16 protein-coding genes are annotated in these 13,469 nt (G+C 67.7%); 11 read left to right on the top strand and 5 right to left on the bottom strand.

The features are described 5' to 3' along the window. Positions 1-12: 12 nt before the first annotated feature. Entirely contained in the window at positions 13-564 is a 552-nt protein-coding gene (locus AC27L4_RS29515; protein WP_487146201.1) for an RBBP9/YdeN family alpha/beta hydrolase, read from the top strand. Between the two features lie 25 nt (positions 565-589). On the opposite strand, the gene AC27L4_RS29510 is transcribed toward AC27L4_RS29515, so the two are convergent. The 3 genes from AC27L4_RS29510 to AC27L4_RS29500 all read right to left on the bottom strand — a co-directional run bounded on the left by AC27L4_RS29510 (position 590) and on the right by AC27L4_RS29500 (position 3,875). Next, positions 590-2,437 (bottom strand): ABC transporter ATP-binding protein, encoded by a 1,848-nt coding sequence (locus tag AC27L4_RS29510; RefSeq protein ID WP_487146200.1) that lies wholly within the window; start codon positions 2,435-2,437, stop codon positions 590-592. A gap of 65 nt (positions 2,438-2,502) precedes the next feature. Beyond that, a complete protein-coding gene (locus AC27L4_RS29505) occupies positions 2,503-3,297 on the bottom strand; it encodes an HpcH/HpaI aldolase family protein (protein ID WP_487146199.1) in 795 nt (264 codons plus the stop codon). A 254-nt stretch (positions 3,298-3,551) separates the two neighbouring features. Continuing rightward, the gene (locus tag AC27L4_RS29500; RefSeq protein WP_487146198.1) at positions 3,552-3,875 is read right to left on the bottom strand and encodes a DUF1476 domain-containing protein; all 324 of its coding nucleotides are present in this window, start codon (positions 3,873-3,875) and stop codon (positions 3,552-3,554) included. Between the two features lie 278 nt (positions 3,876-4,153). On the opposite strand from AC27L4_RS29500, the gene purC reads away from it, so the two are divergent. The 6 genes from purC (at position 4,154) to AC27L4_RS29470 (ending at position 7,674) form a co-directional block, all read left to right on the top strand. After that, positions 4,154-4,918 carry a phosphoribosylaminoimidazolesuccinocarboxamide synthase gene (gene purC, locus AC27L4_RS29495; protein WP_487146197.1) on the top strand — a complete coding sequence of 255 codons (765 nt, stop codon included), beginning with the start codon at positions 4,154-4,156 and terminating at the stop codon, positions 4,916-4,918. A 7-nt stretch (positions 4,919-4,925) separates the two neighbouring features. Continuing rightward, positions 4,926-5,477 (top strand): hypothetical protein, encoded by a 552-nt coding sequence (locus tag AC27L4_RS29490; protein WP_487146196.1) that lies wholly within the window; start codon positions 4,926-4,928, stop codon positions 5,475-5,477. Positions 5,478-5,560: 83 nt separating this feature from the next. After that, positions 5,561-5,803 (top strand): phosphoribosylformylglycinamidine synthase subunit PurS, encoded by a 243-nt coding sequence (gene purS / locus AC27L4_RS29485; RefSeq protein WP_487146195.1) that lies wholly within the window; start codon positions 5,561-5,563, stop codon positions 5,801-5,803. Between the two features lie 10 nt (positions 5,804-5,813). Then, positions 5,814-6,449 (top strand): hypothetical protein, encoded by a 636-nt coding sequence (locus AC27L4_RS29480; RefSeq protein ID WP_487146194.1) that lies wholly within the window; start codon positions 5,814-5,816, stop codon positions 6,447-6,449. A 31-nt stretch (positions 6,450-6,480) separates the two neighbouring features. Continuing rightward, positions 6,481-7,176, top strand: coding sequence for a phosphoribosylformylglycinamidine synthase subunit PurQ (gene purQ / locus AC27L4_RS29475; protein WP_487146192.1), 696 nt, complete (start codon positions 6,481-6,483; stop codon positions 7,174-7,176). 33 nt (positions 7,177-7,209) lie between these two features. Next, positions 7,210-7,674, top strand: a complete 465-nt coding sequence (locus tag AC27L4_RS29470; RefSeq protein ID WP_487146191.1) for a hypothetical protein — start codon at positions 7,210-7,212, stop codon at positions 7,672-7,674. Between the two features lie 179 nt (positions 7,675-7,853). On the opposite strand, the gene AC27L4_RS29465 is transcribed toward AC27L4_RS29470, so the two are convergent. Continuing rightward, positions 7,854-8,090 (bottom strand): Lrp/AsnC ligand binding domain-containing protein, encoded by a 237-nt coding sequence (locus tag AC27L4_RS29465; RefSeq protein ID WP_487146190.1) that lies wholly within the window; start codon positions 8,088-8,090, stop codon positions 7,854-7,856. Between the two features lie 490 nt (positions 8,091-8,580). Between AC27L4_RS29465 and AC27L4_RS29460 the strand changes: the two genes are divergently transcribed. The 4 genes from AC27L4_RS29460 to grxD all read left to right on the top strand — a co-directional run bounded on the left by AC27L4_RS29460 (position 8,581) and on the right by grxD (position 12,378). Continuing rightward, the gene (locus AC27L4_RS29460) at positions 8,581-9,339 is read left to right on the top strand and encodes an outer membrane protein (protein WP_487146189.1); all 759 of its coding nucleotides are present in this window, start codon (positions 8,581-8,583) and stop codon (positions 9,337-9,339) included. Positions 9,340-9,500: 161 nt separating this feature from the next. Next, positions 9,501-11,747: a phosphoribosylformylglycinamidine synthase subunit PurL gene (purL, locus tag AC27L4_RS29455; RefSeq protein ID WP_487146188.1), complete on the top strand. Its 2,247-nt coding sequence runs from the start codon at positions 9,501-9,503 to the stop codon at positions 11,745-11,747. A 22-nt stretch (positions 11,748-11,769) separates the two neighbouring features. Next, on the top strand, positions 11,770-12,006 hold the full coding sequence (locus AC27L4_RS29450) for a BolA family protein (RefSeq protein WP_487146187.1): 237 nt from the start codon (positions 11,770-11,772) through the stop codon (positions 12,004-12,006). 30 nt (positions 12,007-12,036) lie between these two features. Then, positions 12,037-12,378 (top strand): Grx4 family monothiol glutaredoxin, encoded by a 342-nt coding sequence (grxD, locus tag AC27L4_RS29445; protein ID WP_487146186.1) that lies wholly within the window; start codon positions 12,037-12,039, stop codon positions 12,376-12,378. Between the two features lie 105 nt (positions 12,379-12,483). Here the strand turns inward: grxD and AC27L4_RS29440 are convergent, their stop codons facing one another. Next, the gene (locus AC27L4_RS29440) at positions 12,484-13,380 is read right to left on the bottom strand and encodes a DMT family transporter (RefSeq protein ID WP_487146184.1); all 897 of its coding nucleotides are present in this window, start codon (positions 13,378-13,380) and stop codon (positions 12,484-12,486) included. Positions 13,381-13,469 lie beyond the last annotated feature (89 nt).

Below are 13,469 nucleotides of genomic sequence, written 5' to 3'. Positions count from 1 at the left end.
GACGGACGAGGCATGAAGGCTTCCGACACCGATATCCTGTTTGTTCCCGGCTTCGGCAATTCCGGGCCCGACCACTGGCAGACACGCTGGCGTTCCCGGCTGTCGAGCGCGCGGACGATCGAGATGGCCGACTGGAACCAGGCCGACCGCGCCACCTGGGTCAGGGCCATCACCGAGGGCGCGCAGGCCGCGAGCCGGCCGGTGATCATCGTCGCCCATTCCCTCGGCGTTGCCGCCACCGCTCATGCCGCGCCGGGGCTGAAGGGGCGCGTCGCCGGCGCTTTCCTCGTCGGCCCGTCGGACTGGGACAAGCCGGACCTCCTGCCCGGCGTCGTGCACGACTTCGCGCCGATTCCGCGCGAGCCCCTGCCCTTTGCCTCGGTGCTGGTGGCGAGCAGCAACGATCCTTATTGCGACATCCAGAAGGCCTCGGACCTGGCCGAGGCCTGGGGCTCGGAGTTCGTCAGCGCCGGCGAGGCCGGCCACATCAACGCCGAGTCCGGCCACGGCCCCTGGCCGGAAGGCCTGATGAAGTTCGCCGGCTTCCTCTCGACGCTGAAGTGACGCCCGAGGCCGGAACGGCCTCCCGTCACTGGGCTGCCACCTGACCTTCCGCATCGATGAAGCCGCCGGACTGCCGCCGCCACAGGCCGGCATAGACGCCGCCGCGGGCCATCAGCTCGTCGTGGCTGCCGGTTTCGATCACCCGGCCGCGGTCCATCACCACCAGCCGGTCCATATGGGCGATGGTCGAGAGGCGGTGGGCGATGGCGATCACCGTCTTGCCGGCCATCAATTCGGCGAGATTGTCCTGGATCGCTGCCTCGACCTCGCTGTCGAGCGCCGACGTCGCCTCGTCCAGCACCAGGATCGGCGCATCCTTCAGGATGACACGGGCGATGGCGATGCGCTGGCGCTGGCCGCCCGAAAGCTTGACGCCGCGCTCGCCGACATGGGCGTCATAGCCCTTACGGCCCAGCCAGTCCTCCAGCGCCAGGATGAAGTCGTGCGCCTGGGCGCGCCTCGCCGCCGCGACGATCGCCGCCTCGTCGGCGTCGGGGCGGCCATAGGCGATGTTGTCGCGGATCGTGCGGTGCAGCAGCGACGTGTCCTGCGTCACCACGGAGATGGAGCCGCGCAGGCTCTCCTGGGTCACGCCGGCGATGTCCTGCCCGTCGATCAGGATGCGGCCGCCTTCGAGGTCGTAGAAGCGCAGCAGCAGGTTGACCAGCGTGGTCTTGCCGGCTCCCGAGCGGCCGACCAGCCCGATCTTCTCGCCGGGCCGGACGACGAGATCGAGCTTGTCGATCAGTCCGGCCTCGCGGCCATAGCCGAAGGAGACGGCCTCGAAACGGATGCCGCCCCGGGTGACATGCAGTTCGTCGGCGCCGCGCCGGTCGGTCAGTGCAATCGGCTTGGCGATGGTGAGCATGCCCTCCTGCACCGTGCCGACCGCCTCGAAGATGTCCGTCACCTGCATGGCGACCGAACCGGCCACCGAGGCGATCTGCCAGGCGAATGGAATGGCCATGGCGATGACGCCGACGTCGATCGCGCCGTGGATCCAGAGCCATATCGCCAGTCCCGACTCGCTGACCAGCAGCACGGCGTTGAGCGTCTGCAGCGACACGGCCAGGCCGGTGATCACCCTGAGCTGGTGGCGGAAAGTGCCGGTGTGGCGGTCGATCGCCTCGCGCACATAGGCGTCCTCCTGCTCCAGCCTGGCAAAGAGCTTCAGCGTCAGGATGTTGGTGTAGCTGTCGACGATGCGCCCGACGATCATCGAGCGGGCCTCTGAGTTGCGCTTGGAGCGGTCGCGCACGCGCGGCACGAACACCCGCAGCAGCAGGCCGTAGGCGGCGAACCACAGGATGATCGGCACGGTCAGCCGGAGGTCGACGGCGCCGAGCAGGACCAGGGCGCTGACGCCGTAGACGAGGATGCCCCAGACGGCGGTGATCGTGCTGACCGTGCTCTGGCGCAGCGATCCGCCGGTCTCCATCACCCGCGCCGCCAGACGGCCGGCAAAATCATTCTGGAAGAACGGCCAGCTCTGGCGCACGACATGGCGGTGGCTCTGCCAGCGCACCAGGCTGGTGACGTTGGCGGTGATGCCGGAATTGGAGATCAGCCCCTGCAGCGCGATCGCCAGCGGCCGGCAGACCATGACGACGCCGGCCATGGCCGCCAGGAACGGCCAGTGCTCGGTGAGAAACACCGCCGGCGGCGTGGTGGTGATCAGGCGGACGAGGTGGCCGATGAACCAGGGAATCGAGGCATCGATCATTGCCACGACCAGGCCGGCGCAGAACAGGGCGACGAACAGACCCTTGGTCTGGCGCACGAAGTGCCAATAGAAGCGCAGCAGCCCGGCCGGCGGGGGATCGTCGGCACCGGCCGCGGTCGGCGCTACGAGTCGCTCGAAATAATGGAACATGGCGTCCAGCTACGGTGCTGGCGCGGCGGTTTTATGGAAGGGCGTCCCTCCGCTCCGGGAGCCGCTCAGTAGCGTGCCCCGCCCTCCCCGGCCGTCCCGCGCGCCGCAACCAGCGCGGCCTTGGCCCCGTCGGTCAGGAAACCGATGTCGGCACCGACGGCGAGCACGTCGAAGCCGAGCTCGGCATTGCGCCGGGCCGCTTCGCCGCCGGCGCAGAAGATGGCCGTGACCTTGCCGCGCCGGCGGGCGGCGGCGACCAGTTGCTGCATCACCGCCACCGCTTCCGGCATGCGATGGTCGAGCCTCGCCCCGTTGGACAGGCTGATCGACAGGTCGCTCGGCCCGACGAAGACGCCGTCGAGGCCGGGCACGTCCAGGATGGCATCCAGGGCGTCGACCGCCGCGCGCGTCTCGATCATCGCCAGCACCAGGACGTTGTCGTTGGCGCCGGTGCGATAGCTCTCCGCCGTCAGCCCGAGCATGTCGATGGCGCGGGTCGGCCCCCAGCTGCGGCCGCCGAGGGGCGGATATTTCAGCGTGTCGACGAGGCGGCGCGCATCCTCGACGCTGTTGACCATCGGCAGCACCGCCATTTCCGCCCCGACGTCGAGAAGCCGCGCCGCTTCGCCATAGCCCTCCAGGCCGACGCGGACGGCGCTCGGCCTGCCCGCCCGCCGCACCGCCGCGATGCCGTCGCGTGCCTCGGCAAAGCCGCCCTCGCCGTGCTGCATGTCGAAGAAAGCCAGGTCGAAGCCGACCTTGACCGCGGCTTCGGCGTTGCGGGCTATGCCGGAGGATACCCAGGCCGCGAACAGTTGCTCGCCCTTGGCGAGACGGGACTTCAGGGTGAAACCGGACATGGGCAAACCACGCGATTGACAGGCAGGACGGCGCGGAGGCGCCGCCGTCATCCGATCATGTCCGCGGGCAAATGGAAAGCCTCGGGCCGGCAAATGCCGCGGGGCGGCCGGTCCAGCCCGCGGCATATCGCAGCATGCGCACCGGCCCGAGCCGTCCTGCAGGGGGCCTTCGCTGCCCTCGAAAAGACCGGGCCGGCCTCCCGCCAGGGAGACCGGCAGCGATCCTCGACGAGGATGTCTCGACGCTCCGCCGTTCAGTGGCCCGCCTGAATCTCCCGGACCGAACGGGCCAGCAGTTCGTCCATGGTGCGGCGGATCTGGTGTTCCGACTGGGCCACGCCGGCGGCTTCGAAGTCGCCTTTCACCTTGCGTACGACGTCGTCGTCGCCCGCTTCCTCGAAATCGGCCATGACCACGGCCTTGGCATAGGCCTCGGCCTCGGCACCGGCCTTGCCGAGCTTCTCGGCGGCCCATAGACCCAGCAGCTTGTTGCGCCGGGCGGTCGCCTTGAAGCGCAACTCCTCGTCATGGGCGAACTTCTTCTCGAAGCCTTCCTCGCGCTTGTCGAACGTCGTCATCGCTGTTTCCTGCTGGTCCTGGACTTGTTTCCGGGGCTTGGCCGTTGCATATAGGCGCGCAATTCCCAAATCAACAGATCGAGTGTGGCGCGTTCGGGCGCCGCCCCCGGTGTCTGTTGGTGCCACGGCGCTGTCGTTGTGCCGGAGCGAACGATCGGCTAGGCTGCCGATCGTGTCCGGCGCGATCCGCGCGCCGAATCGCCCGCCAGCCGGCCCACGGAACACTTTCGAGGAGCCTCGGCCCTTTGACGGATTTTCTCAAACCACGGTACATCCCGATGAACCGCCGCCGCCGCATCTACGAAGGCAAGGCGAAAGTCCTCTATGAAGGACCCGAGCCCGGCACGCTGATCCAACATTTCAAGGATGACGCGACCGCCTTTAACGCCAAGAAACACGAGGTCATCGACGGCAAGGGCGTGTTGAACAACCGCATCTCCGAATACCTCTTCCAGAACCTGAACGATATCGGCGTGCCCACTCACTTCATCCGGCGGCTGAACATGCGCGAGCAGCTCATCCGCGAGGTGGAGATCATTCCGCTCGAGGTCGTGGTGCGCAATGTCGCCGCCGGCTCGATCGCCACGCGCCTGGGGCTGGAGGAAGGCACGCAGCTGCCGCGTTCGATCATCGAGTTCTACTACAAGAACGACGCGCTCAACGACCCCATGGTGTCGGAGGAGCACATCACCGCCTTCGGCTGGGCCAGCCCGCCGGAAATCGACGACATCATGGCGCTCGCCATCCGCGTCAACGATTTCCTGACCGGCCTGTTCCTGGGGGTTGGCATCCGCCTGGTCGACTTCAAGATCGAATGCGGCCGCCTGTGGGAGAACGATCTGATGCGGATCGTTCTCGCCGACGAGATCTCCCCCGACAGCTGCCGGCTGTGGGACATCAAGTCGAACGACAAGCTGGACAAGGACCGCTTCCGCCGCGACATGGGCGGCCTGGTCGAAGCCTATTCGGAGGTGGCGCGCCGCCTCGGTATCCTGAACGAGATGGAAAACGTCGTGAGCAAGGGGCCGACGCTGGTTCAGTGAGCCGCGCATGCCCCGGCCCGCGTCCGCAGACGACAGGCTCGCCCGGTTCGCCGCGCGAGCCTTTCTCTTTGTCGGCATGGTCCTGCTGCTGGCCGGGTGCGACCTGTGGTTCGGCGACCGTGTGCCGATGCTGCCGCAGGCCTCCTCCTGGCAGGCATTGCCGCTGCGAGCGCTGGTCAGCCAGTCGCCGGTGCATGTCGAGGCCATGGAGCTCTGCACCAAGGCGCGCTGCGGCTATGATGCCGTCGTGGCGCGCTTCAACGCCGAGGGCGAGGCCGCCGAGCGGCTGGAGGCGACCCTCGCCGATCCGAGCGGCCTGGTGACGCTGCTGCGCAAGCACGTCCCGGGCGCCAAGACGCCGCCGCTGCGGGTCGATGCCACGCCCGTAGCGGCCGGCGGCTGGACCGGCCGGCGCGTACACATGGCCGGCGGCACCCGCCAGCATCAGATGTACGGCCTCATCGCCGGCCGCCGCGATGGGGAGAAGCTCGCTGTCGCCATCGTCGTCTCCACTTCCCCCGGCGTGACCGACACCCTCGCCCGCGCGATGATGCGCTGAGGCCGCGCCGCCGCGCATCCGCGATTGAACCGCGGCCGCGCATGCTCTAAGCGCTGCGCAGGTTCTGTTTCGATGAGGCCCCCATGAAAGCCCGTGTCGTCGTCACCCTGAAGAACGGCGTGCTTGACCCCCAGGGCAAGGCGATCGAAGGGGCGTTGGCCTCGCTCGGGATTGCCGGCGTCACCGGCGTGCGCCAGGGCAAGGTCTTCGACATCCAGATCGCCGAAAGTGACGCCCATGCCGCCGAGGCGACGCTGAAGGCGGCCTGCGAGAAGCTGCTCGCCAACACGGTGATCGAGAATTTTTCCGTCACGCTGGAGGCGTGAGCAGCCGGCCGTGATCTCGCCGGTCCGGACGGGCCTGCTCGGCGTCGCCCTCGCCGCGGCGCTCGGCGCATCTGCGCAGGCCGCGGCCCGGACCGTCGAGCGCCCCGGCTTCGCGCTGGCCTATGACGATGCGGTCTGGACGGAAAGGCCGTCCGCGCCGCCGGTCGCACTGGCGCTCACCTGCGCCGCGGCCGACTGTCCGCCGGATACCCAGCTCACTTTCGTGCTCGATCCTCGGCCCCTGCCCCGGCCCGGCGCCGGCGCCTTCACGCCCGGCGCGGTGTCCGCCGCCCTGGTGGATCTGCGGGCGCAGAGCCTGACGCCGGGCGGGCGCCTCCGGGCCGAGGCCCCGGCCGAGCCGGTCGGCCTCGGGTCCGTCTCCGGCTATCGAGCTCGCTACCAGGTCGAAGATCGCGCCCTGGCCAGAAGCGAGCTCCTTGCGGTGCTTGTGCCGTTCGGCGACGCGACGCTGCATGTCCGCCTTGCGGCCAGCCGGATCACGCCCCGGCTCGAGGAGCGTTTCGCCTCCGTGCTGGCAGCGCTGCGCTCCGGCCGGCCGGAGCCTGTGCCCGAGGACACAGGTGCAACGCCAAGGGATCGCGAAAACGGCAAGCCTCTTGACCTTCCCGGCGCCCGGCAACCATAACGGCCCGGGATCCCATAGCGACCGGACACTCATGAAGGCAGCCGTCATCACCTTTCCCGGCTCGAATCGCGAAGGCGATGTGGCCAAGGCCCTGCGCAAGGCCGGCGCCGAGGTCGTCGCGGCCTGGCATGCCGACACGGAGCTTCCCGCCGGCACCGACCTGGTCGTCCTGCCCGGTGGTTTCTCCTATGGCGACTATCTGCGCTGCGGCGCGATCGCGGCGCGGGCCGGCATCATGGATGCGGTGCGCAACCACGTCCGGCGCGGCGGCATGGCGCTGGGCATCTGCAACGGCTTCCAGATCCTCACCGATGGCGGCCTGCTGCCCGGCGTGCTGATGCGTAACGCCGACCTCAAATTCATCTGCAAGCGGGTGCATCTCAAGGTCGAACGCACCGACACCCCCTTCACCAGCGCCTACCGGCAGGGCCAGGCCATCGACGTCTGCGTCGCCCATGGCGAAGGCAATTATTTCTGTGGCCCGGCGACGCTGAAGCGGCTGGAGGACGAAGGGCTGATCGCCTTCCGCTATTGCGACGCCGACGGCAACGTCACGCCGCAGGCCAACCCGAACGGTTCGCTGAACGGCATCGCCGGCATCTATTCGCGCAATCAGCGGGTGCTCGGCATGATGCCGCATCCGGAGAACCTGATCGATCCTCTCGCCGGGGGCACCGACGGCCTGGCCCTGTTCGAGAGTCTGGTTGCCGGCCTCGTGCCGGCCTGAATCATCGCGGGACAGGCAGGAGGGAGCGAATCGATGAAGCAACAGGCTCGATATGGCATGGCCGCGGCCGGGATGGCCGCATTGCTGCTCGGCGGCTGCGGCACCGGCAGCACGCTCAGCTCGCGGCCGGAGCCTCAGGCCCCGATGGCACCGGTGACCACCGCCGAGGGCATCCAGCAGTTCGCCGTCCCGGCCAATGGCCGGGCCCTCTTCAGCGAGCGCCTGCGCGCGCTGGTGCCGGGACCGATTCTCGAGGCGAAGATCTCCAACGCCTGGCGCACGGCGGCGAGCGCCCAGACCACGCCCGACGACTATGCCGCCTGCGTCAGCGCCGTCACGGCCGGCGGCACCCAGACCTTCATGATCGTCAAGTCCGGCGGCGGCAGGGGGGCTGGCACCGGCGACGTCGTCCGCGGCGCCGATGCCGCCAAGCGCTGCAGCGATCCGGGGCGCGTCGTGCAATGGCTGCCGCTCGACGAGGCGGTGGCGGCCCGCTGAAGCCGCATGGCGATCCCTGCGCGGGATTCGCCCGCGCAGGACTTTCGGACTTCCTTCGCAAGACGACTTTTAGAAGTCCTGCGAATCGCCAGGCTATGGGCAGGATTCTCCGAATCGACGAATCGGCCCCGCGTTCCGCCCCGAAGCCCCGCCCGGCCGGCGCCGTCTCTCCCTGACGATCAGAAGGCGCGGAAGGTGATCGTCGTCTTGGTGTCGGCGATGCCGGGAATCGTCTGGACCTTCTCACCGACGAAATGGCCGATATCGATGTCGTCGCCGACATAGAACTTGGCGACGATGTCGAAGTCGCCGGCCGTCGAGTAGATCTCCGAAGCGATCTCCGATTCGGCGAGGGCGTTGGCCACCTCGTAGGTGCGGCCGAGGGCACATTTGATCTGGACGAAGAATGTCTGCATGGATTCGTTCCGCTGACCGGACCCGTCCGGCGATGGATCATATTGCGTCGGGATGGCGTTCCGCCACTGCAGGATCAATCATAGGCGCGGTGCCCTGCCGCTGAATAGAGCCACGAGACAGTAAGGTTCGATTCATAAAGGCCGGCTTATTCCACCTGAGTATGCTGGAAAGCTGGCAGCAATCCGGGCAATTTACGATTTCTTAAGAGAAGACGGCCGTGCCGGAATGAAACGGCAGCCCGGCATTCCTTAGAATCTCGTCAGGCGTTGCAGGGAAAACGTCGCGGTGCCGCGCTGTTACCCATATGCAACAACCTCATCTGATCTGCCGCTCCGGGGCCAATTCGGGCTTCCCCGCCCTTCCAGCCTCCAAACAATGATGGTACACACTGATCATGTGCTGAGGGTTGCGTCAGGGGTGGCTGCGGCAGTCTCAAGACGGCACGTTCGGTAGCTTAGTTTTCAATCTTTCATGAACGGACCAGGACCTATGAACATCCGGAACACCTTCAAGATCACCACTGCAGCCCTGGCCCTGATCGGCAGCGTGGCCGTGGCGAATGCGGCTGACCTGGCTGTGGCTCCGGTCGAGCCGGCCGCTCCGATCCCCTACGCCTTCAGCTGGACCGGCTTCTATGTCGGCGCCAACATCGGCTACGGCTTCTCCGGCGACGACAAGGTCGGCGTGCAGGGCGCTCTCTATCGCAACGACTTCGACAAGTTCGACAACTCGGGCGTGCTCGGCGGCCTCCAGGCTGGCTACAACTACCAGATGGGCTCCTTCGTGATCGGTATTGAGACCGACATCCAGGCTGCCGCCATCGACGACGACATCAGCGGCGCCACCGCCGCCATCCCCCGCGGCTTCGCCTACAAGGGCTCCACCAAGACGAACTGGTTCGGCACCCTGCGTCCGCGCGTCGGCTTCGCCTGGGATCGGGCCCTGATCTACGCCACCGGCGGTCTCGCCTACGGCGGCGTCGATTACAACCTGAAGGGCGTTACCACCAACGGCGGCGCCTTCAACATCGACAACAGCGATACCCGGGTTGGCTGGACCGCTGGTGCCGGCGTCGAATACGCCTTCACCGACAACTGGACCGCCAAGATCGAGTACAAGTACGTCAACCTCGGCAGCGACAGGGTTTCGAGCAACGTGATCGGTGGCGGTTTCGGTGCCCGTACCGTGAGCACGCAGGAGACCCCGGCCTTCAACTCGGTGACCCTCGGCATCAACTACAAGTTCTGATCCCTTCCAGATCAGTCGCATACGAAACCGGAGAAGCTCGCTTCTCCGGTTTTTTCATGTCCGGGGCCCGGGGTTGCACGGGGCGCAGCGTTTGCCCGTTTACATTCCGCGCCTGACGCCCTATCGCCTCCCCTGACCGTTCCGAGGGAGCCGAGCGTCGCATGTCAGCCTCCGCCAAGGCCGAGCCCAAGACCCAGACCGAGCCCAAGATCACGCCGGAGCTCGTGGCCCAGCATGGCCTCAAGCCGGACGAGTATCAGCACATCCTCAAGCTGATCGGCCGCCGCCCGACCTTCACCGAGCTCGGCATCTTCTCGGCCATGTGGAACGAGCACTGCTCGTACAAGTCCTCGCGCCTGCACCTGAGGAAGCTGCCCGTCACCGGGCGCTGCGTCATCCAGGGCCCGGGCGAGAATGCCGGCGTCATCGACATCGGCGACGGGCAGGCCGCCGTCTTCAAGATGGAGAGCCACAACCACCCCTCCTTCATCGAGCCCTATCAGGGCGCGACCACCGGGGTCGGCGGCATCCTGCGCGACGTCTTCACCATGGGCGCCCGGCCGATCGCCTGCATGAACGCCCTGTCCTTCGGCGCGCCGGACCACCCCAGGACCCGGCACCTGGTCTCGGGCGTCGTCGCGGGTGTCGGCGGCTACGGCAACTCCTTCGGCGTGCCGACCGTGGGCGGCTCGGTGCGCTTCCACAGCCGCTATGACGGCAATATCCTGGTCAACGCCTTCGCGCTCGGCCTCGCCGAGGCGGACAAGATCTTCTATGCCAAGGCCTCAGGCGTCGGCAATCCGATCGTCTATCTCGGCTCCAAGACCGGCCGCGACGGCATCCACGGCGCGACCATGGCCTCGGCCGAGTTCGACGACAAGTCGGAGGAAAAGCGTCCGACCGTACAGGTCGGCGACCCCTTTGCCGAGAAGCTGCTGCTCGAGGCCTGCCTGGAGCTGATGGCGACCGATTCGATCATCGCCATCCAGGACATGGGCGCGGCGGGCCTGACCTGCTCGGCCGTCGAGATGGGCGCCAAGGGCGACCTCGGCGTCGAGCTCGACCTCGACAAGGTGCCGACCCGCGAGGACGGCATGACCGCCTACGAGATGATGCTGTCCGAGAGCCAGGAGCGCATGCTGATGGTGCTCAAGCCCGGCCAGGAAGCCGAGGCCGAGGCGATCTTCCGCAAATGGGGCCTGGACTTCGCGGTGATCGGCCGTACCACCGACGACCTGCGCTTCCGCATCCTGCACCACGGCGAGGTCAAGGCGGACCTGCCGATCAAGGAACTCGGCGACGAGGCGCCGGTCTACGACCGCCCGCATGTGCCGACGCCGGCAAGGCCGGTCCTCACCGGCGCGGAGGTGGACAGGAGCGTGCCCGAATCGGAGGCGCTGCTGCGCCTGATCGGCTCGCCCGAACTGTCTTCGCGCCGCTGGGTCTGGGAGCAGTACGACCACCTGATTCTCGGCAACACCGTGCAGCCTCCCGGCGGCGACGCCGCCGTGATCCGCGTGCTGGACGGCCCCAAGGGCCTGGTCATGACCAGCGACGTGACACCGCGCTATTGCGAGGCCGATCCCTTCGAGGGCGGCAAGCAGGCGGTGGCCGAGGCTTGGCGCAACATCACCGCCGTCGGCGGGCAGCCGCTGGCGGTCACCGACAACCTGAACTTCGGCAATCCGGAGCGGCCGGAGATCATGGGCCAGTTCGTCGGTTGCCTGGACGGCATCGGCGCAGCCTGCCGGGCACTCGACTTCCCGATCGTCTCCGGCAATGTGTCGCTCTACAACGAGACCAACGGCCGCGGCATCCTGCCGACCCCGACGATCGGTGGCGTCGGCCTTGTCGACGACGTCGCGGCCACGGCGACCATCGCCATAAAGGCCGCCGGCGAGACCGTGATCGTGCTCGGCGAGACCACCGGCTGGCTCGGCCAGTCGATCTGGCTGGCCGAGATCGCCGGCCGGGAGGAAGGCGCCCCGCCGCCCGTCGACCTCGCCGCCGAGAAGCACAACGGCGATCTCGTGCGCGACCTGATCCGCGCCGGCGAGGTCACCGCATGCCATGACGTGTCCGACGGCGGCCTGCTGGTGGCCCTGGCGGAGATGGCGATGGCGGGCGGCATCGGCGTCAACCTGATCGGCGGCGCAGCCGGCATCCCCTCCCACGCCTTCTGGTTCGGCGAGGATCAGGCGCGCTACGTCGTCACGGCCAGGGCGGACGCCGCCGCCGGCGTGATGGCGCAGGCTCGCGCCGCCGGCGTGCCCGCCCTGGTCCTGGGCACAACCGGAGGCGACGCCTTGATCCTGCCGGAAGAACAGCCCATCCTCGTTGCCGAGCTGAAGGCTCGGCATGAAGGATTCCTGCCCACCCTGATGTCGAGCCGGCGCGAAGCCGCATAGGAACAGACGAGATCTTCCGGCCATGGCCATGAAAGCCGCCGACATCGAGGCGCTGATCAAGCAGTCCTTCCCCGATGCACAAGTCGAAATCCGGGACCTGGCGGGCGACGGCGACCACTATGCTGCGTCCGTCGTCTCCGAGGCGTTCCGTGGCAAGTCGCGCGTCCAGCAGCACCAGATGGTCTATGCCGCGCTCAAGGGCAATATGGGCGGCGTTTTGCATGCACTGGCCCTTACAACCGGCGTGCCAGCTCCCTAATATAGGGGGACGCCAACAGGACATCACGACATGAGCGACATCAACGCCTTCATCCAATCCGAGATCGGCAGCAACGACGTGGTGCTGTTCATGAAGGGCACAAAGGCTTTCCCGATGTGCGGGTTCTCCGGCCAGGTCGTGCAGATCCTCGACTATCTCGGCGTCCCCTACAAGGACCACAACGTCCTCGACAATCCCGAGCTGCGCAACGGCATCAAGGATTTCTCCAACTGGCCGACCATTCCCCAGCTCTACGTCAAGGGGGAATTCCTCGGCGGTTGCGACATCACCCGCGAGATGTTCCAGTCGGGCGAACTGGCCAGCCTGTTCCAGGAGAAGGGCATTCCGGTCAAGCTGCCTGCCGGCGCCTGAACGGTTTCCTCCCTATCATCGCATGAAACGCGCGGCGTGAAGGTTACGGCCTTCACGCCGCTTTTCGTTTGTGCCACCCCGCACCCGCGGAGGACAGCGCATCTTTCAGCGCGCCCGGGTCAAATTCACCACAGCGACGCCGCCGATCGCCATGGCACCGCCGGCGACGCCGAGGCTGGTCAAGGTCTCGCCCAGCCAGGCGTAGCCGATCAGCGTCGCCGTCGGCGGCACGCAGTAGAGGAAGTTGGCGGCGCGGCCGGCGGGCAGGCGCTTGAGCGCCACGGCCCAGGTGGCATAGCCGATTGCCGTCGGCACGAGCACGAGATAGGCGACGCTCAGGACGGCATCCTCGGGCGCCGCGGCGAGACTGGCTGCCGCCGAGGGTATCGCGACGAGGAAGGGCGCCGCGCCGAGGATCAGCACCCAGGCCGTGACCGCCAGGGGCGGCATGGCGCCGAGCACCGGCTTCTGCAGGATATTGGCAATGGCCGAACAGAGCGCCGCCCCCAGGATCAGCAACGCGCCGGTGTCGAGGCTGATGCTGCCGCCGGTGCTCACCGCGATCAGGCCGACGCCGGCAAAGGAGATCGCCGTGCCGGCCCAGGCGCCGAGGCCGAAGCGCTCTCCCAGCAACGGCGCCGCCATCAGGGCCACGAACACCGGCATGGTGTTGATGATGAAGCTCGCGGCCCCCGCGGGCACCGTCATCTCGCCCATGTTGAGCAGCATGGCATAGCCGGTGACGAACAGGAGACCGACGATCGAGAGCCGCGCCAGGGTCCTGCGATCCGGCAGGGTCCGATGCATCGCCAGCAGGTAGAGGCCCGCCGGCACCGCGGCGCCGAGATAGCGCGCCGCAGCCAGGTCGAGCGGGGACAGGGCCCGCAAGCCGACGCGGATCGCGGCGAAGGAGGACGCCCAGGTCACGACGGTCACGCCAATGCAGGCGAGCGCAACCGCGTCGACCCCTTGCCGATTGTCGGTCGCTGTCACAGCCGTCATGTGCTCTCCGCCTGCTTCCGCCCGGTCCGCGCCGGTTCCTCCCAGCGGCATAGGGCCGACGAACTGGGTTGAAAAGCTCGGCGATCGCG

The sequence above is a fragment of the Labrys sp. Lb11 genome (genome assembly GCF_057554225.1).
The sequence above is the reverse complement of the archived record's forward strand: the minus strand, read 5'-3'. Positions and strand labels throughout refer to the sequence as shown.

Excerpts from the sequence above, each read along its gene's own strand:
- purL (WP_487146188.1), top strand. The coding sequence starts at position 9,501 with ATGTCAGCCTCCGCCAAGGCCGAGCCCAAGACCCAGACCGAGCCCAAG.
- AC27L4_RS29515 (WP_487146201.1), top strand. The coding sequence starts at position 13 with ATGAAGGCTTCCGACACCGATATCCTGTTTGTTCCCGGCTTCGGCAAT.
- grxD (WP_487146186.1), top strand. The coding sequence starts at position 12,037 with ATGAGCGACATCAACGCCTTCATCCAATCCGAGATCGGCAGCAACGAC.
- AC27L4_RS29465 (WP_487146190.1), bottom strand. The coding sequence starts at position 8,090 with ATGCAGACATTCTTCGTCCAGATCAAATGTGCCCTCGGCCGCACCTAC.
- AC27L4_RS29440 (WP_487146184.1), bottom strand. The coding sequence starts at position 13,380 with ATGACGGCTGTGACAGCGACCGACAATCGGCAAGGGGTCGACGCGGTT.
- purC (WP_487146197.1), top strand. The coding sequence starts at position 4,154 with ATGAACCGCCGCCGCCGCATCTACGAAGGCAAGGCGAAAGTCCTCTAT.
- AC27L4_RS29450 (WP_487146187.1), top strand. The coding sequence starts at position 11,770 with ATGGCCATGAAAGCCGCCGACATCGAGGCGCTGATCAAGCAGTCCTTC.
- AC27L4_RS29510 (WP_487146200.1), bottom strand. The coding sequence starts at position 2,437 with ATGTTCCATTATTTCGAGCGACTCGTAGCGCCGACCGCGGCCGGTGCC.
- AC27L4_RS29505 (WP_487146199.1), bottom strand. The coding sequence starts at position 3,297 with ATGTCCGGTTTCACCCTGAAGTCCCGTCTCGCCAAGGGCGAGCAACTG.
- AC27L4_RS29460 (WP_487146189.1), top strand. The coding sequence starts at position 8,581 with ATGAACATCCGGAACACCTTCAAGATCACCACTGCAGCCCTGGCCCTG.
- AC27L4_RS29470 (WP_487146191.1), top strand. The coding sequence starts at position 7,210 with ATGAAGCAACAGGCTCGATATGGCATGGCCGCGGCCGGGATGGCCGCA.
- AC27L4_RS29490 (WP_487146196.1), top strand. The coding sequence starts at position 4,926 with ATGCCCCGGCCCGCGTCCGCAGACGACAGGCTCGCCCGGTTCGCCGCG.
- purS (WP_487146195.1), top strand. The coding sequence starts at position 5,561 with ATGAAAGCCCGTGTCGTCGTCACCCTGAAGAACGGCGTGCTTGACCCC.
- purQ (WP_487146192.1), top strand. The coding sequence starts at position 6,481 with ATGAAGGCAGCCGTCATCACCTTTCCCGGCTCGAATCGCGAAGGCGAT.
- AC27L4_RS29500 (WP_487146198.1), bottom strand. The coding sequence starts at position 3,875 with ATGACGACGTTCGACAAGCGCGAGGAAGGCTTCGAGAAGAAGTTCGCC.